At 64.3% G+C, this 17,300-nt stretch carries 17 protein-coding genes and 2 pseudogenes; 9 read left to right on the top strand and 10 right to left on the bottom strand.

The features are described from left to right. Window positions 1-74: 74 nt before the first annotated feature. The gene (locus tag J2Z17_RS07025; RefSeq protein ID WP_209943489.1) at window positions 75-1,214 is read right to left on the bottom strand and encodes a DUF2336 domain-containing protein; all 1,140 of its coding nucleotides are present in this window, start codon (window positions 1,212-1,214) and stop codon (window positions 75-77) included. A gap of 124 nt (window positions 1,215-1,338) precedes the next feature. Between J2Z17_RS07025 and J2Z17_RS07020 the strand changes: the two genes are divergently transcribed. Continuing rightward, window positions 1,339-2,034, top strand: coding sequence for a hypothetical protein (locus J2Z17_RS07020; protein ID WP_209943487.1), 696 nt, complete (start codon window positions 1,339-1,341; stop codon window positions 2,032-2,034). A 4-nt stretch (window positions 2,035-2,038) separates the two neighbouring features. Here J2Z17_RS07020 and J2Z17_RS07015 read toward each other — a convergent pair whose 3' ends face one another. Then, window positions 2,039-2,650, bottom strand: a complete 612-nt coding sequence (locus J2Z17_RS07015; protein ID WP_209943485.1) for a flavin reductase family protein — start codon at window positions 2,648-2,650, stop codon at window positions 2,039-2,041. Then, window positions 2,650-3,240, bottom strand: a complete 591-nt coding sequence (locus tag J2Z17_RS07010) for a nitroreductase family protein (RefSeq protein ID WP_209943483.1) — start codon at window positions 3,238-3,240, stop codon at window positions 2,650-2,652. The genes J2Z17_RS07015 and J2Z17_RS07010 overlap by 1 nt, the downstream gene beginning before the upstream one ends. 101 nt (window positions 3,241-3,341) lie before the next feature. On the opposite strand from J2Z17_RS07010, the gene J2Z17_RS07005 reads away from it, so the two are divergent. After that, on the top strand, window positions 3,342-4,367 hold the full coding sequence (locus tag J2Z17_RS07005; protein WP_245223912.1) for a hypothetical protein: 1,026 nt from the start codon (window positions 3,342-3,344) through the stop codon (window positions 4,365-4,367). Between the two features lie 51 nt (window positions 4,368-4,418). Here J2Z17_RS07005 and J2Z17_RS07000 read toward each other — a convergent pair whose 3' ends face one another. The 5 genes and pseudogenes from J2Z17_RS07000 to J2Z17_RS06985 form a co-directional block, all read right to left on the bottom strand. Next, the gene (locus tag J2Z17_RS07000; protein ID WP_209943481.1) at window positions 4,419-5,300 is read right to left on the bottom strand and encodes a lysophospholipid acyltransferase family protein; all 882 of its coding nucleotides are present in this window, start codon (window positions 5,298-5,300) and stop codon (window positions 4,419-4,421) included. A gap of 122 nt (window positions 5,301-5,422) precedes the next feature. Then, window positions 5,423-7,465 carry a threonine--tRNA ligase gene (gene thrS / locus J2Z17_RS06995; RefSeq protein ID WP_209943479.1) on the bottom strand — a complete coding sequence of 681 codons (2,043 nt, stop codon included), beginning with the start codon at window positions 7,463-7,465 and terminating at the stop codon, window positions 5,423-5,425. A 131-nt stretch (window positions 7,466-7,596) separates the two neighbouring features. Further along, a pseudogene (locus J2Z17_RS25165) lies at window positions 7,597-7,920 on the bottom strand (nuclear transport factor 2 family protein); the annotation flags it as partial. Window positions 7,921-7,995: 75 nt separating this feature from the next. Next, window positions 7,996-8,334: pseudogene (yidD, locus tag J2Z17_RS25160) on the bottom strand (membrane protein insertion efficiency factor YidD); the annotation flags it as partial. A gap of 1,056 nt (window positions 8,335-9,390) precedes the next feature. Continuing rightward, complete coding sequence (locus J2Z17_RS06985) at window positions 9,391-9,831, bottom strand: iron-sulfur cluster assembly scaffold protein (protein ID WP_209943475.1); 441 nt, start codon at window positions 9,829-9,831, stop codon at window positions 9,391-9,393. A 310-nt stretch (window positions 9,832-10,141) separates the two neighbouring features. Here J2Z17_RS06985 and folE point away from each other — a divergent pair, with 310 nt between their 5' ends. The 3 genes from folE (at window position 10,142) to J2Z17_RS06970 (ending at window position 12,437) form a co-directional block, all read left to right on the top strand. Beyond that, window positions 10,142-10,744, top strand: a complete 603-nt coding sequence (gene folE / locus J2Z17_RS06980) for a GTP cyclohydrolase I FolE (RefSeq protein ID WP_209943473.1) — start codon at window positions 10,142-10,144, stop codon at window positions 10,742-10,744. A 22-nt stretch (window positions 10,745-10,766) separates the two neighbouring features. Then, window positions 10,767-11,231 carry a phosphoribosyl-AMP cyclohydrolase gene (hisI, locus tag J2Z17_RS06975; RefSeq protein ID WP_209943471.1) on the top strand — a complete coding sequence of 155 codons (465 nt, stop codon included), beginning with the start codon at window positions 10,767-10,769 and terminating at the stop codon, window positions 11,229-11,231. Between the two features lie 252 nt (window positions 11,232-11,483). After that, the gene (locus J2Z17_RS06970; RefSeq protein WP_209943470.1) at window positions 11,484-12,437 is read left to right on the top strand and encodes a patatin-like phospholipase family protein; all 954 of its coding nucleotides are present in this window, start codon (window positions 11,484-11,486) and stop codon (window positions 12,435-12,437) included. A gap of 209 nt (window positions 12,438-12,646) precedes the next feature. Here J2Z17_RS06970 and J2Z17_RS06965 read toward each other — a convergent pair whose 3' ends face one another. Both J2Z17_RS06965 and J2Z17_RS06960 read right to left on the bottom strand, forming a co-directional pair. Then, window positions 12,647-13,081 (bottom strand): CBS domain-containing protein, encoded by a 435-nt coding sequence (locus J2Z17_RS06965; protein ID WP_209943469.1) that lies wholly within the window; start codon window positions 13,079-13,081, stop codon window positions 12,647-12,649. Between the two features lie 148 nt (window positions 13,082-13,229). Beyond that, a complete protein-coding gene (locus J2Z17_RS06960) occupies window positions 13,230-13,973 on the bottom strand; it encodes a rhomboid family intramembrane serine protease (RefSeq protein ID WP_209943468.1) in 744 nt (247 codons plus the stop codon). 308 nt (window positions 13,974-14,281) lie between these two features. On the opposite strand from J2Z17_RS06960, the gene J2Z17_RS06955 reads away from it, so the two are divergent. The 4 genes from J2Z17_RS06955 (at window position 14,282) to J2Z17_RS06940 (ending at window position 17,207) form a co-directional block, all read left to right on the top strand. Continuing rightward, complete coding sequence (locus J2Z17_RS06955) at window positions 14,282-14,893, top strand: PilZ domain-containing protein (protein WP_209943467.1); 612 nt, start codon at window positions 14,282-14,284, stop codon at window positions 14,891-14,893. Between the two features lie 237 nt (window positions 14,894-15,130). Further along, window positions 15,131-15,427 (top strand): hypothetical protein, encoded by a 297-nt coding sequence (locus J2Z17_RS06950; protein WP_209943466.1) that lies wholly within the window; start codon window positions 15,131-15,133, stop codon window positions 15,425-15,427. Between the two features lie 143 nt (window positions 15,428-15,570). After that, window positions 15,571-16,182, top strand: a complete 612-nt coding sequence (locus J2Z17_RS06945) for a transglutaminase-like cysteine peptidase (RefSeq protein WP_209943464.1) — start codon at window positions 15,571-15,573, stop codon at window positions 16,180-16,182. A gap of 278 nt (window positions 16,183-16,460) precedes the next feature. Continuing rightward, on the top strand, window positions 16,461-17,207 hold the full coding sequence (locus J2Z17_RS06940; protein ID WP_209943462.1) for a hypothetical protein: 747 nt from the start codon (window positions 16,461-16,463) through the stop codon (window positions 17,205-17,207). Window positions 17,208-17,300 lie beyond the last annotated feature (93 nt).

Here is a 17,300-nt window from a genome sequence, read left to right as displayed (position 1 = left end):
CAGCCTTCCAGCCTTCCCGGCTGTCGGCTACACGGGGCCAATCACAGCTTGCGTGATGATGGTGAGGGATGCCGTCAGGCGGCGGCCAGGGACAGGGCCGAGGCGAAATCGCGGGCGCGGCGGCGCTCTTCGAGACGCTGGAATTTCACCACGATCTCGAGCAGCTCGGCCGCATCGCCATCGGTCTCGCCCACCTTGCCGCTGCGCTCGACCAGCTTTTCCAGCACATCGCAGACCGCGACATGCGGCGCCTGTTCCAGCGTCTGGCGCCAGAGCAGGATCGCATCGACGAACAGCGAACTGACGCTGCGCGACAGGCCGGCGCTTTCGATCAGCGCGCGGACGGAATGGTAGCGGCCGGTCGCGAGAATCGAGCGCACGCGGCGCTCTTCCATCTGCGTCAGCGCTGAAAGAGCACCGGCGAAGAAATCGGTGCGGCCGGCGCAGAGGACCTGCATCAGGAAGGCCGGTGTCAGCTCGCCCCTTGCGCGCATCTGTTCGACCAGCGCGTCGCATTCCTGCGCATCACCCTGACCGGCGAGTTCCAGTGCGGCGCTGACCTTGGCTTCCCCGGCGATCTTTTCGGCGCGCATGCGGCCCATGGCGGCGGTGACAAGCAGCAGGCCCGAGACCGCGTCGGAGACATGTTCGACCAGCACGTGGCGCGCATCGACCGGCAGATCTTCGCGGTTGAGCAGGCATTCGCGCAGGCTGGCATCGGCACCGTGGCGTTCGGCCATGCGGCGCAGCGCCACCCGGCCGAAACGGGCCGTCGGGTTTTCAAGCAGGATCAGCAGTTCCTCGACACCGGCAACCTCTGCCAGGGCCGCCACCACCCGGATGTCGAGCGAGGGGCGCGAGGCGATCAGGGCGCGGGTATGGGCACTGCCGCCGGCGGCCAGATCGACGAGGTCGGCGGCCGACAGCACCGGCGAGGAAAGAATAACGGGGGCTGCGATTTCCAGCTGGTCTTCGGCAAGCGCCAACACGATGGAATGCGGCGCATCGGCCGACGGCGCAAGCGCCCGCGACAGCGCAACCCGCACCTGCGGGGCGGGATCGTCCAGCAGATAGGTCATCGCGATCGCGGCTGCGCGCTTTTCTGCCGGCGCCATGCCGGAGGTTATGTAGGCCCGTGCCAAAGCATTTGCGGCTTGCGCCCTGTCGTTTGCCTTTGCCTTATCGGCCCAGCGAAGAAAAGCCTGTACAATCACGTCCGGTCCTACTCACCAACACCCGCTCGCCAATACTGTGCGCGCCTTGGATATATATTAGATCGCAAAAGTTTAAGATTGGTTCACCATGTTTTCAGAGCGTTCATCGAAGCCGGAAAAGAGCATGGCGCAGAGGTTCGAAGCCCTGCCGGTCTGGCATCTGCAGGCGGCAGCGCCAACAGGCGCCGGCGCAGAGGACGGGCCGGCCGCAGAGACCAGGATCCTCGACCTGCGTGGTCTTGGGGGGCCGGATGACGGTTGGGCGGAGCTTACGCAGACGCTGCGGCAAGGGCGCGATTCGGCAGCGCTTGCCTGCCTGATCGCAGAGCCGCAGGACAACCTGCCGACAGAGCGTCAGATCGCGCTCGCGGTTGCGCTCGAAGCCTGTGCCGTGATCGTCGAGGCGCAGACGCCGGCGATGATCGAGAGGCTCTGCACACTGCTGCGCGTCGAAGAGGTGGTGTCGGGACGGCGCGACGGCAGCACCGGCATCATCGTGCTGTTCGGTGTCCATCCCGCCGCGCTGTTTTCGGCAGCCTCCCTTGCCGCCGCGTCACCACGGGTCGCCGCGCTGGCCTTCGACGCCGAATCGCTCGCCGCAAGGCTGAAGGCGCCGCAGGGCTCGGCCGGCGTGCGGACGGCGACCGGGCTGGTGCTGCTGGCCGCGGCCGCCGCCGGCGTGCCGGCCCATGCGGTGCTTTCCGAGGTGGAGGCGGCGCAAGACCTGGCCGCGCAGACGGCCAGCGCCACCGCTCAAGGATTTTCCGGCGTCATCCGGCGGGGCCGTGCGGCACGCCCGGCAGCGGCCGGTCAGGATTGAGTCGTCACGACCGGTTCATCGACGGGCGCAGGACCTCGAAGACATCGCTGCCTTCGGCATAATCCATATAGCCCATGCGGGCGACAGGACGGGCGCGGGCCATGTCCAGCCGACCGTCGACGATGATCTCCTCGCGGATATGGATGCCGACCACCTGGCCGAAGACCGCCCAGTTGTCGCTCGCCTCGCCGTCCAGACCCTTCGGCCGGATGATCTCGGTCACCTTGCATTCGAGCACGGCGAAGGCGTCCGCGACATAGGGCGCGTCGATCATTCGCCCCTGCCCGAGCGTCAGTCCCGCCTCCGCGAATTCGTCGATCTCCGAGGGATAGGCCGCCGAGGACTGGTTCATCCGGTCGAGAAGATTGCGGCTGACGAAATTGCAGGTGAAGACGCCGGTCTCCTGCGCATTGCGGGCGCTGTCCTTGTAGCCGGTGGAGGAAAACATCACCAGTTTCGGCCGGTCGGAGACCGCGTTGAAGAAGGAATAGGGGCCGAGATTGTTGACCCCGTCGCGCCCGCGCGTGCCGATCCATCCGATCGGCCGCGGCACGACGATCGCCTTGAACGGATCGCGCTCCATGCCGTGACCATTGGTTTCGGTGTCATAGAACATCAGAGATCTCCTCCATCCCAGCTGACGACCTCGGCAAGCTCCGGACGCGGCCGTTCGGTGACCGGGAATTCCGTCGAGCCGATATGGATGAAGCCCGCGAGCTTCTCGCCGTCTCTCACGCCCAGAAGTTCAAGGGCGCGCCCGTCGAAGGCATACCATTCCGTCAGCCAGTTCGACACATAGCCATGGGCGTTGGCGGCCATCAGCAGGTTGAGGCAGACGGCGCCGGCCGACATCACCTGTTCCCATTCCGGCACCTTGACGTGCGGCGCCGCGGTCGAGATGACGGCAATGACGACCGGCGCCCTGGTCAGCCGGGTGCGCTCGACCTCGATCATTTCGGCGCTGAGGTCCGGCTTGTTCTCCAGTGCCATTTTCAGCAGTTCGGCGCTGAGTTCGGCCCGGCGCTCGCCGCGATAGACGATGAAACGCCAGGGCGCGATCTTGCCGTGATCGGGCACGCGGATCGCCAGGCGCAGGATCTCCTCGAGCTCCGGTTTCGACGGACCCGGCTCGCACATCTGGAACGCCGGGGTCGAGCGTCGGGTTTTCAGATAGTCGAGCAGGCTTGTATTCGGACTGGCTTTCATTGGGACTCCTGAGGGACGTGGGGCATGCGGACTTGAAAAAGCCACGCCATTGCGCTTGAACTTGCTTTCCTGGATCAAGAAGTCAACCGGTGCCCGTCTCCATGTCAGCCTTGTGTCCGGCCAAGCCCGTGCTTGCCGCCATTTTCGGAGTTTTTCTGCTCGCATCGGCCGCGTGCGCGCAACAGGCGGATGCGGAAAACGCCTTCTCCGAATTCAAGCAGCTGAGCGGCGCGCCGAAAATGCCGAAGGTGGAAGCGTTTTCACCGATTCTGCCGAATGCCGGCTCGTCGGTCGCGGCCGGTACCAAGGACGTCTCGATGGAGGCGCGGCTGACTTCGGACAGCGAGCCGATGCAGGAAGGGCTGTCCTGGCGCGTATTCTCGCCGATCCCCGGCGATGACGGCAAGCTGCCGCTGGTGGCGAGCTTTCGCGGGGGCACCGCCGATTTCCATCTGTCGCCCGGCGACTATTTCGTCAATGTCGCCTTCGGGCGTGCCGGGGCGACCAAGAAGCTTTCGGTCACCGCCGACGGCGAAGTGGCGCATCAGGTCATGGTGCTCGACGCCGGCGGCCTGGTGCTCAACGCCGTGTCCGGCGACGATACGCGCATTCCCGCCCAGCAACTGAAATTCTCGATCTATTCCGAGGATGTCGGGGAGAACGGCGAGCGCCGCATGGTGATGTCGGCCGTCAAGCCGAACACCATCGTGCGGCTGAATGCCGGCACCTATCACATCGTCTCGGAATACGGGAAGCTGAATGCGCAGGTGCGGGCCGACATCAAGGTCGAGCCCGGCAAGCTGATCGAGGCCTCGATCCAGCACCGGGCAGCCCAGATCAATTTCAAGCTGGTGTCGCAAAAGGGCGGCGAGGCAATTGCCGATACCGCCTGGTCGATCCTCACCTCGGCCGGCGACATCGTCGGCGAAAGCGTGTCGGCCTTTCCGACCATGGTGCTGTCGGAGGGCGAATATACCGCCGTTGCCCGCAACAAGGACAAGATCTACCAGACCGATTTCAGCGTCGCTGCCGGCGTCAACAAGGATGTCGAACTGATGCTGGGCGGCTCCGGCGCCGACGGCGGCGCGCCGGTCGACACAGGCCCGACCTTCGAGGAAACCGACTGATCGGCACGGTGTCGGCCCCGGCAGACAACCGGCGCCCCGGGCATGGGCGGCTCAGGCGGCCTTCTGGCGGCCGAAGCGCAAGCGGCGGATGGAGCGCACGCCGCGCACCTTCGGCGGACGGGCCTTTTCGCTCATCGAGAACACGGCGTCATAGAGCTTGGCCAGCAACAGCTTGCGGTCGGGAATGGCCGCCAGTTCGTCTGCGGGCATCAGCCGGCCGACGCTGGCTGCAATCGTCGAGCCCGACAGCCGGGCAAATTCGCGGATCAGCAGCGAGACGCGCAAGGTCATCGAGATCCGGCTTGCCAGGTGGAACAGGCGGCCGTTCTGGCCGGCGAAATGCACCGGCACGACGCTGGCATTGGCCGACTGGATGAGCTTTGCCGGGAAGATCTTCCACGGCAGATCCTCGGCGGCCCCGAAGCCCTTCTTCGCGGTGGCCACGCCGCCGGCCGGGAAGACGACGATGGTGACGCCTTCCTTCAGCAGCCGGACGGCCTCGTGGCGGGTCTTCATGTTGAGCGCCAGTGCTTCCTTGGTCTCCTCGAAGGAGACCGGCAGCGAGTAAGGCGCCATTTCCGGCACCTTCAGCAGCTCGTTGTTGATCAGCACGCGGAAGGGTCGGCCGAGCTGCTCGGCCATGGCGAGAACGGCGATACCGTCACCGATGCCGAACGGATGGTTGGCGACGATGACGATCGGACCTTCGGGAATGTCGATCGGTGGCCACTGACCGGAGATCTCCAGATGGACGTCGATCAGGTCGAGCATCTTGCCGAAGGTGCGGTCCGACTTGCCGACGATGTCGGTGCGCCAGATGTCGTAGAGACGGGCATAGCGGTCCCGGCCCGAGAGGTTTTCGATCGAGCGGATCAACCAACGCTTCAGCCGCGGATCGGCAGCGTTGGAATAGGTCAGTTCCTCGAATTGCACATCAGCGCTCCGTCGTTGTTACCGTGCTATGGGCGCCATTCGTGACAAGGCGATGACATAAAAACGGCGGGTCGTCAAAAACGACCCGCCGCCTGATCTCAGACCCGTTCGATCCGGCGCCCCTAGGAGGCGCTGGCCGCCGCGTCCGCTTCCCTTTGCGCGCGGGCCAGAAGCTTGCGCTTCAGGTCGGGCGGCGTTGCCTCGCCGGAAAGCAGCGCGATCGCTTCGGCAAGCGGCATCGCCGTCTGGTTCTGCGAACCGAGACGGCGGATGTTGACGCTCTTCTCTTCCGCCTCGCGCTTGCCGCAGACCAGAATCACCGGCACCTTGGTGACCGAGTGCTCGCGGACCTTGTAGTTGATCTTCTCGTTGCGGAAGTCGGTCTCGACATGCAGGCCGGCGTCACGCAGCTGCTCGGCGACTTCGCGACCGTAATCGTCGGCCTCCGACGTGATCGTCGCGACCACGACCTGCAGCGGCGCGAACCACAGCGGGATGTGGCCGGCGAAGTTCTCGATCAGGATGCCGAGGAAACGCTCCATCGAGCCGCAGATGGCGCGGTGGATCATCACCGGCTGCTGCTTTTCCGAGTTCTGGTCGATGTAGAAGGCGCCGAAGCGTTCCGGCAGGTTGAAGTCGACCTGCGTCGTGCCGCACTGCCATTCCCGGCCGATGGCATCCTTCAGCGTGTACTCGAATTTCGGCCCGTAGAAGGCGCCCTCGCCCGGCAGGATGCCGGTCTTGATGCGGCCTTCCGACTGGTCCTCGATCGTCTTCAGCACCTCGGTCATGATCGCCTCGGCGCGGTCCCACAGGTCATCCGAACCGACGCGCTTTTCCGGGCGGGTCGACAGTTTGACGACCACTTCCTGGAAGCCGAAATCCTCGTAGACCGAGAGGATCAGCTCGTTGATCCGGAGGCACTCGGCGGCCAGCTGCTCGTCGGTGCAGAACACATGCGCATCGTCCTGGGTGAAGCCGCGCACGCGCATCAGCCCGTGCAGGGCGCCGGACGGCTCGTAGCGGTGGACATTGCCGAATTCCGCAAGCCGGATCGGCAGATCGCGGTAGGACTTCAACCCGTGCTTGAAGATCTGCACGTGGCCCGGGCAGTTCATCGGCTTCAGGGCGAAGATGCGCTGGTCGGCTTCCTCGTCATCGGGATGGGTGAAGGCATGGGCGGATTTCACCGCGAACATGTTTTCCTGGTACCAGCCCCAGTGACCGGAGGTCTCCCAGAGCGACTTGTCGAGGATCTGCGGGGCGTTGACCTCCTCGTAGACGCCGGCGAGACGACGGCGCATATAGGATGTCAGCGCCTGGAACATGCGCCAGCCCTTGCCGTGCCAGAAGACGACGCCGGGGCCTTCCTCCTGGAAATGGAACAGATCCATCTCGCGGCCGAGCTTGCGATGGTCGCGCTTTTCGGCTTCCTCCAGAATGTGGAGATAGTTGTCGAGCTCCTCCTGGGTGGCCCAGGCGGTGCCGTAGATGCGCGTCAGCATGGGCTTGGTGCTGTCGCCGCGCCAATAGGCACCGGCCACCTTCATCAGCTTGAAGGCCGTGCCGATCTGGCCGGTCGAGGCCATATGCGGGCCGCGGCAGAGGTCGAACCAGTCGCCCTGGCTGTAGATCTTCAGGTCCTGGCCCTCGGGGATCATGTCGACGAGCTCGACCTTGTAGGCCTCGCCCTTTTCGGCGAACACGTCGCGAGCCTTGTCGCGCGACCAGACCTGCTTGGTGAAGGCGGCGTTGCGCTGGATGATCTCCTTCATCTTCTTTTCGATCTTCGGCAGATCGTCGGGCGTGAAGGGCCAGTCCTCGCGGCTGTCCGGATGGAGGCGCTTGAAGTCGTAGTAGAAGCCGTTTTCGATCACCGGGCCGATGGTGACCTGGGTGCCGGGCCACAATTCCTGCACGGCCTCCGCCATCACATGGGCGGCGTCGTGGCGGATCAGTTCCAGCGCGCGCGGGTCGGTGCGGGTGACGATCTCGATCCGGCCATTGGTCACGGGATCGGAGAGATCGCGCAGTTCGCCGTCCAGCGCGATCGCGACGGCCTTCTTGGCGAGCGACTTCGAAATCGATTCGGCGACGGCAGCACCCGTCGTGCCAGCGTCGTATTCGCGCACGGAGCCATCGGGAAATGTAAGGGAAACGGACATTCTGCTCTCCTGTACCAGTCCCGCCAACGAATGCGGGTGGTGAAACGGTGCGGCATCACGCAATGCCTTATGATGAAGGCTCGCGTGATAATCCGAAAAGGCAAGCGAGTAAAGGCGCGGGCGGCTGCGGGTTACTTCCAGTCCTTGAGGTCCTCGACGACGACCGTCGTGATCAGCCCGCGCTCGTCGAAGGTGATGGTCTCCACGCCGTTGCGGCTCATCGGGGCACCGGTCTGCGCATGGGTCGCCGTCAGGTGCCAGAAGGAGCGGGCCTCGCGATCGCCGAGCCGCTCGACCCTGTCGTCATGGGCCACCTGGTCGGGATAGGCGGCGAAATACTTGCGGAAGGCGGCCATGATCTGCGCCTTGCCTTCCAGATCGCCGGTGCCGCCGGAGAGATAGACGGCGTTCTCGGCAAGCATGGCTTGCAGCACCGGATAATCGATGGCGTTGACCGCCGCATGGAACAGGTGGAGGCGCTCGGCCGGATCAAAGGACATCTGGTTTTCCTCTCTGGTTGACGAGACAGGCTTGTGGCCGACGCGAAACAGGCGCCATGGCGCCCACCAACGCATATCGCCCGCCAAGGTTTCCGGCACCGGATCGAAACCCCATGTGCCGCCCGGCCCGCAGCGTCCGACCCGGAACAAGGTCAGCCAGCCGCCCTGCCAGAGGCCGTGCCGCCCGATCGCCTCATAGCCGTATTCCGAACAGGTCGGCTGATGCCGGCAGGCCTGGCCGATCAAGGAGGAAAATGTCAGCTGATAGGCGCGGATCAGCCCCATGGCGAGCAGGCGGTCCGGGGTCTTGCGATACGGGCCGGGATGGTTGCGGGAGCGCGGATGGTGATGGTGATCGCCGGCGCACATGTCAGCGGGCCCCACGGTGAGACGTGTCTGGGATGCTCTCTATAGTCAGCGCCTGGGGCCTACCCCCCTCTGTCCTGCCGGACATCTCCCCCTCAAGGGGGGAGATCGGCTGGAGGCGCAGGCGTGGCGCAAGCCGCGTCGGGCGGGAGGAAACGCGGTTCTGCGGGACAAGGCGAAACGGAAAGATCCACGCTGCGCCAGAGGCGTTGACCCGTGGCTGCGGGAAGGTCAGCGCCTGGGGCATACCCCCCTCTGTCCTGCCGGACATATCCCCCTCAAGGGGGGAGATCGGCTGGAGGCGCAGGCGTGGCGCAAGCCGCGTCGGGCGGGAGGAAACGCGGTTCTTCGGGACTAGGGGAAACGGAAAGATCCACGCTGCGCCAGGGGCGTTGACCCGTGGCTGCGGGAAGGTCGACACCTGGGGCATACCCCCCTCTGTCCTGCCGGACATCTCCCCCTCAATGGAGGAGATCGGCTGGAGCCGGGGAATCGGCGCAAGCCGCGCCGGGCGGGAGGAAACGCGGTTCTGCGGGACTAGGGAAAACGGAAAGATCCGAGCCGCGCCAGAGGCGTGGACCCGTGGCTGCGGGAAGGTCAGCGCCTGGGACATACACCCCTCTGTCCTGCCGGACATCTCCCCTTCAAGGGGGGAGATCAGTTGGAGGCGGGAAATCGGTGCAAGCCGCGTTCGGGGAGAAAGGAGAGGATATTCTTTGATGGAGACTGCGGAATCGTCGCGATGAGAGAAGAGGACACGCGAGAGGCACCGCTTCAGCGGATGCGACATCCGAGGCGGCCGGGCGCGTGCCGCACGTCGATCTCCCCCCTTGAGGGGGAGATGTCCGGCAGGACAGAGGGGGGTAGGCCCGGCGCGAACATGGCTGGCGGGCCTTTTGTCTCTCGACACAGCCGAGAACCGGCGGCGCCCGTCGCAGCGCTCCCGAGCGCCCCCCGCACACAGTTCGGCAACGGCAGCCGGCATCGTCATCGCACGCCTGCCCCGAGCTGGACTGGCGTCGCCGGCGAACAAGAGCCCGGCCATCTGCCCCGGCGCCGTCACGCGGTCGCGACCGCCTTCGCCTCGATCTGGTCGAGACAGTCGACCACGGCGTCGAAGGTGAGCATGGTGGAGGGATGGCGGGCCTTGTAGTCCTTGACCGGTTTCAGGTAGCGCATGTCCTCGAAGCGGCCGTCCGGCCCCTCGCCGCCTTCCTTCAGCATGGCGAGCATGGCGGTGCGGGCCCGGCGCAGTTCGTCCGCGGTGGCGCCGATCACGTGGCGGGCCATGATCGAGGACGAGGCCTGGCCGAGGGCGCAGGCCTTCACCTCGTGGGAGAAATCGCTGACCGTATCGCCGTCCATCTTCAGGTAGACGCGCACCTTGGAGCCGCAGAGCTTGGAATGCTTGTCGGCAACGGCATCGGCATCGGCAAGCGCGCCGGTGCGCTCGATATTGCCGGCGAAATCGAGGATCTTGCTGTTGTAAATCTCATCCATGACCATGACATCCAGAAGGCAAACAAGGGCGGCGTGCCGGCCCGAGAAATGACAGGAGCCGATTTGCGTCGGCGGAAAAGGGTTCGCGGCGTCCTGCGCGAACACAGCGTCGTATCCGCAGCCCCTTCCCGAGCAGCGCCTCTCCTCCATATAGGAGATGTCCCGGCGCCAATCAAAGAAAACGGCGTTTTCCAAGCAAGGCGCCGGACAAAACCGAGAGCCGCACTTGCCAAGGCGGGGGAAAGTCCTCATTTACGGACCGTATTCAAGGACAAAGCGGCGACACGCGCTTGCCGTGGAGAAAAATAGTATGGATGCCATTGTGAAGAAGCTGGTTCCCGTGGAGGGCAAACCGAGCCGCGAAGAGGCCGAAGAGGCCGTACGGGTCTTACTGCGCTGGGCCGGAGACGATCCGAACCGCGAAGGCCTGCTGGACACGCCCAAGCGCGTGGCAAAGGCCTACCAGGAACTGTTTGGCGGCTATGACGCCGACGTCGACAGCGTGCTCGGCACCACTTTCGAGGAAGTGGCCGGCTATAACGACATGGTGCTTGTCCGCGACATCCCGTTCTTTTCCCATTGCGAACATCACATGGTACCGATCATCGGCAAGGCCCATATCGGCTACCTGCCCGACAACCGGGTGATCGGCCTGTCGAAGCTCGCCCGCGTGGTCGATATCTTCGGCCGTCGGCTGCAGACGCAGGAAGCGATGACCGCCCAGATCACCTCGGCGATCGAAAGCGCGCTGGCTCCCCGCGGCATAGCGGTGATGATCGAGGCCGAACATATGTGCATGTCCATGCGCGGCGTGCGCAAATCCGGCTCGACGACGCTGACGACCACTTTCCGCGGCTCGTTCGAGGAGCCGACCGAGCAGGTGCGCTTCATGACCATGGTGCGCGGCCGCTGAGGCTTTTCGCAGGAACACGACGATGACGATCGAGTTTGCCCCGCCCCCGTCCGACAAATCGGCATTGGAGGGCAATGGCCCCTTCACTCCGAAATTCGACGATCACGGTCTTGTGACCGCGGTGGTGACGGATGCGCGCGACGGTGAACTGCTGATGGTTGCCCACATGAATGCCGAGGCGCTGTCGCGCACGCTGGAGACCGGCATTGCGCACTACTTCTCGCGCTCGCGCCAGGCGCTGTGGAAGAAGGGCGAGACCTCCGGCAATCTGCAGACGGTCGTGGAACTGCGCACCGACTGCGACCAGGATGCCATCTGGCTGAAGGTCGAGGTGGCGGGCCATGACGCGACCTGCCACACCGGCCGGCGCTCCTGCTTCTACCGGGTGGCGACCGCCAGCGACGACGGGGCCGCCCTGACGATTACCGACGATCACCGCCATTTCGACCCCTCAGAGGTCTATGCCGAAAGCGCCGACAAGGCCTGAGAAACGCCGCCGACCCGGTGCGGGAGCCGGCCTTTACCGCCCAATATTATCGTTGCCGGCGCCTTGGCGTGCACGGTCTCCTCTCGTGGGTGCCGGCCAATTGATAAGCCGTCTTCACACTCTTCGAGCCTGCGTTACAAGTTGTTTTCTGCACCATCTTTGAACAGTCCCATTGGGGCTGTAAATGAAATGGTAAACTTGTCATGCGCTAATTCAATATTCGGGACATTTAATATACCGGGAGCCGCGTCCATGCTGAACTTTACGCTCAGCCGCCACACATCAGCCATCGAGACCGAGGGTCTCAAGGCGCTCGAGCCGCTGCACCCCGGTGACGACGAAGCCCCCGCAAAGCCTGTTCGTGCCAAGATCGCTCTGGCGCTCGGCGGCGGTGCGGCGCGCGGCTGGGCCCATATCGGCGTGCTGCGGGCGCTCGACGAGGCCGGGATCGAAGTCAGCATGATTGCCGGCACCTCGATCGGCGCGCTGGTCGGCGGCTGCTATCTGGCCGGCAAACTCGACGAGCTGGAAACCTTTGCCCGCTCGCTCACCATGCGCCGCATTGCCGGCCTGCTGGACCTGACCATCGGCGGCGGCGGACTGCTCGGCGGCATGCGGCTGACCAAGCGGATGCAGGAGCATCTGGCCGACCTCAACATCGAAGACCTGTCGATCCCCTTCGTGGCGGTCGCCACCGAACTGCGCACCGGCCACGAGGTCTGGATCGACGGCGGCAGCCTGATCAACGCGATCCGCGCCTCCTATGCCCTGCCCGGCATTTTCGAGCCGGTGAAGAGCGAGAACCGGCTGCTGGTCGACGGCGCCATGGTCAATCCGGTACCGGTCTCCGTCTGTCGCGCGCATGAACAGCAGCTGGTGATGGCGGTCAACCTGAACTACGACCTTTACGGCCGCTCGGCCGTCGTCAAGCACCGGCCCAGCGACCAGCCGCCGGCACCAACGGCGCCCCAGGGGCGCGGCCTCGGTGCGGGCAGCGTCATGGTGCAGGCCTTCAACATCATTCAGGACCGGCTGTCGCGGGCGCGTCTTGCCGGCGATCCGCCGGATCTGGCGCTGCAGCCGCGGGTCAACGATATCGGCCTGTCCGAATTCCACCGGGCCGGCGAAGCGATCGACCGCGGCTATGAGGAGGCCAAGGCGCGGATCGTCGAGATCCGGCGCATGCAGGAAGTGATTGCACGCTGATCGGCCACAGCGCCGCCATGGCGCTCGCCATCGCCTCCCACTTCGACAGGCTCCATTGTCGACATGCTCCATTGTCGACATGCGCTCTTGCCGACATGCCGCGACGCATGGAGGACGGATGCGCCGTTCCACGCCGGTCAAGGCGGGGCGCAGTCTGACGCGGGAGACGGAACCGGCAAGACGCGGCCGGTCGCCGGGCGCCGGAATTGTCAGCCGGCGATATAGGCCTTGATCTGCTCGGCCTCGTTTTCGATCTCGCGGATGCGGCTCTTGACCACGTCACCGATCGAGATGATGCCGGCAAGCTTGCCCGCTTCCTCGACGGGCGCATGGCGGAATCGCCGGGATGACATGACTTCCATCAGCTCGTCGACCGTGGTGTCGTCACCGCAACGATAGACATTCGCCGTCATCGTGCTTGCGACCGGCTCGTCGAGGCAGGCGGCACCGCGCTGTCCAACAGCCTTGACCAGATCGCGCTCGGTGAAGATGCCGACAATGCGGTTTTCCATGCCGACCACGACGACAGCACCGATCTTGTGGGTCTCAAGGGTTTTTGCGGTCTCGGCCAGCGTCGTCTGCGGACCGATGGTCACCACGTCGCGGCCCTTTGCGTCCAGAATGGTTTTCACGAGTACGGGCATGTTGTCCTCCTCTGCTACAGTCCCATGCGCTGCCGGCCGCCCCCAACCGGGTCGCGCGATCGCAAGTCTGCCTCTATTTGCAGGAATCCGCAATAACAACGCGGGCGCCGCAGATAAGCGCGGTTCCGCCGCCGCGGCCAACGGCAGATCACCGCTGCGGGTCGAACAGACCGAACAGCAGGAAGCCGAAGAGAAAACCGCCGAGATGGGCATCCCAGGCGATCGCGCCGCCGACCTGGCCAAAGACGCCGAAGGCCGCCAGCAGATTGCCGACCAGCCAGGCGATGGTGAACATTAGGACGGTACGGGTCTGCAGCGCCTGCAGGATCGACAGCCGCGGCCAGGCGACGACGCCCGGCGCGCGCAGCACCGGCGGCGAGAAGGCAAAGCGGCAGGCCGAGCCCATCAGGCCGGATATCACGCCGGAGGCGCCGATCATCAGCGACGGATCGCCGAAATTGACCGCAAGATGGAAGGCGGCGCCGGCAATCGAAGACAGGATCCAGAACAGCAGGAAGCGCAGCGGGCCGATGCGGCGGGCGACCGGCGTGCCGAAGGCGGCAAGCCAGAGCGCATTGAAGCCGAGATGGGCAATGCCGCCATGCAGCAGGGAATAGGTGACCGGCGTCCACAGATAGGCAAGCCCGTCCGGGGCAAATACCGGCGCGTAGCGCAGCGGCGAAAAGCCGAAGACGATGACCATCCATTCCTCGACATCCGGCGGGACGATCGACTGGATGGCGAAGATCACGACGATCACGGCAAGTGCCGCCAGCACCGGGCCCGGCAGGTTGAACACCGGCTCGCGCGGCGGGCGACCGGGAGGCGTCGGACCGGGAGGGATGGGACCGGGGCCGCTATCCGGCCTCTGCTCGGGAAGTGCTGCGTTCATCGACCTGCCTGACTGTCTCTCACTCGCGCCACCGGGCGAGCCATACAGCAGTGCTGCGCCAAAAAAAAGCCGTCCGGGCAGTTAACCGGACGGCTCAGCGGGGTTTTTCAGCCCCTACCAATTGGTGCCGACAGCTGCATGACGCGCTGCCTTGTGGGGATCCAATCGCATCTGGCCCAGTAACGCGCAACTGAAACTCTCTTTTAACCTTAATACCGGTGTGCCTCTAATTTTCGCGATCTTAAAAAGCAAAACCTTCTGTTAACCGCGCAGGTCTTATGTTGAGGCATTACAGTTGAGATAATTCGATGTATTCATTCAGATCAGAGCCGAGCGCGACCCACCCTGCCCATGTCGATCAAGGCGCCTTCCAGCGCGTCACGATCAATCTGGAAGGCCGTCTGATGCTGGCCAATTACGAGGAATATGTCTGCACGGCGACCGATATGTCGCCGGGCGATGTCGCCTTTGCCTGCCAGGGCCGGCCGCGGACCAGCGAACGGGTGATCGCCTATATCGATCATCTCGGACGGCTCGAGGGCATCGTCACACGGGTCAACGACAACGGCTTCGTCATGTCGATCAACGCGACCGACCGCAAGCGCGAAAAGCTTGCAGCGCAGCTGATCTGGATTGCCAACAAGCACGAACTGGGCCTGCCGGAAGATCGCCGCCATGACCGCCTGTCGCCGCGCCAGACGAAAACGCGCCTGACGCTTGGAGACGGCACTTATTTCGATTGCCGCCTGCTCGACCTGTCGCTGTCGGGTGCCGCAGTCGATGTCGACATTCGCCCAAAGCTCGGCACCGAAGTGCAGGTCGGCAATATGCGCGGGCGCGTGGTGCGCCACTTCCTCGAAGGCATTGCCATCGAGTTCGCCACCCTGCAGTCGCGCGAAAACCTCACCGAATTTCTCTGACGGGGGCTTCGCCCCGCTACGCACGGCAACCGCGGCGGCCAGGCTGTGATCTTTCGAGCCCCTTGTCGGGCCGGATGACCATCGGGCCGCCCCACCCCTTCACATATCCCAAAGCTTGAGCGCACCCAGAGTGCGCCTGCGCGACGTCGTGCCGACATCACCGGATGGCCGCCGGCGGCGCTGAAGCCTGGCTAAGTGTCCTCAACGGGGCTCCATGGGAAGGGACCGCACGGCCGATTGCGGCTTTGCGACAGCTCGCAGGACGAGAATGCGGGCCGCGCGACAAAAAAATCTCACGATGACACAGTTTTTTTCGCGGTCGATAACGACCGATTGAGCATCCGCGCGCGCATGTCGATGTGCAATATCCCGCGCCGCGCAAGCAAAACGGGCCATCCGCAGCGGCGTCCGCGGCACAGGTTTTCCGCCTGTCGCCAGCTGATCGCGCGGATCAACGTGCTGTTTTCATTGAATTTTCATATCTTACGCTCGCGCACGCATCTGAAATTTCACGGCATTTATCGACAGTTTTAGATAAATTTGCTTCGCATTTTAATACTATTCTATTCTTATTTGATCCGTAGTTTAGTCTGATTTAGACTTAGTTTTACTTTGCGATTTTGCGATGGCTAAAAATCTTCGTGCGATTGTCCTTCCAACAACGGGGAGACAAGCTCATGACAACGGCAACCTTCGCCAAGACGATCATCGCCGCCGCGGCTTTTGCGGCTCTCTCGGCCCTGCAGGCCGCAGCCCTGCCGATCAGCATGCATGTGGTCGGCCGCGCCAATCCGCCGATCGGCCATTATGAATTCTGCAAGACCCACCAGGCCGAATGCCAGCCGACAGCCGGCGACCAGGGGCCGTCGGTGCTGACCCAGGCGCGCTGGAAGCGTCTTCTGGAGATCAATTACGACGTCAACACCGAGATCCGTCCGATGACCGATCAGCAGATCTACGGCGTCGAGGAACTGTGGACCTATCCGCGCACCGTCGGCGACTGTGAAGACTATGCGCTGCTGAAGCAGAAGCTGCTGGAACAGGCCGGCTTCTCGCCGTCCGACCTGCTGCTGACCGTTGTGCTGCAGCCCAATGGCGAAGGCCATGCCGTGCTGACGGTCCGCACAGACCGCGGCGACTTCGTGCTCGACAACATGCGCAACAAGGTGCTGCTGTGGTCGGAGACCGAATACACCTACCTGAAGCGCCAGGCGACCGACAATCCGGCGCATTGGGTCAAGCTGCAGGACGGTCGTGCCGTCGCCGTCGGCAGCGTCTCGAGCAACTGAGGCCACAAGCGCCCGCCTCAAGAACAGCCAGTTTTGGCCTCGGTCCGTCCCCCCGCATCCCCGTCCCCGACCGGAGCCAGAAAAGCCGACCCCGAACGCCCGGGGTCGGCTTCCCCGTTTTCACCGCAGCCTTCCTCCCCTGACGCCTGAAGCACTTAACTGCCCGTTAACCATAGTAAATCACGGTGATCCCAAGGCCGACTCAAGGGATGCGGCCATGGCTTGACCACCGGCCCCGGCGGGGTTCGGCGGCAAAAGCGACAGGGGCGAGGACGATCATGTCAAATGCGGGCAGCAAGGCCGAAGACCTTCCGCTTCTTTCGAGCGGCTTCGTGGCCAAGGTCACCGCCGTCGTACTGGTCATCGCCGCCCTCTCCGTCGCAATCAACATCGGCGCCCGCATGCTCGGCGACCGGCTGGTGATCGCCGGCCATACCGACAGCACCGAGGTCCTCACCATTGTCGTCGGACAGGATGCGTTGCGCCTGCCGGCCAATACGCTGCGATTTGCCAGCCAGCGCCATTCCGGGCTGACCGAGCGGGTTGATCTGGCCTTTCTCTGGCCGGAGATGAGCGGCTATCGCCGCGAATATCGCGACCGCTTCGACGACGTCTCGCGCTCCGACGGGCTGATCTTTCTCCAGCTGTCGCAAAGCACCATGTCGCGCGACATGTCGGGACGGCTGGACGCGATCTATGATCACCTGTTCGAGGGCAGCCCGAAACCGTTTTCCCACGGGCTCGTCGAGCACCGGCTTCGCCCCGGCACCGGTTTCGACGGTGAGATCGTGCTGACCGCAGCGCGGCCCGGCGAGCCCGACTACGTGGTGCGCTGCCTGATGCCGGCCGCCGGCCAGCCGACCTCTTCGGGAGACTGCCAGCGCGACGTCCATGTCGGACAGGACCTCACCGTGCTCTACCGGTTCTCCGCCAAGCTTCTGCCCGACTGGGCCAAGCTCGACAGCAGCGTCGTCGGCTATGTTTCCGACCGCGTCAGCAAGGTCCAGACCGCCGATTTGCAATAAATCCGCCCTGAACAGGCAAGGTTTTCTTCATCATAAACCTCTTGGTAACGGCACCAAGCTAGTCTTTCGGTCAAGGGTCGCGGGGGCGTCCGA

The organism is Heterorhizobium halophytocola, assembly GCF_017873095.1.
GTDB classification, from domain to species: Bacteria; Pseudomonadota; Alphaproteobacteria; order Rhizobiales; family Rhizobiaceae; genus Allorhizobium; species Allorhizobium halophytocola.
The sequence above is the reverse complement of the archived record's forward strand: the minus strand, read 5'-3'. Positions and strand labels throughout refer to the sequence as shown.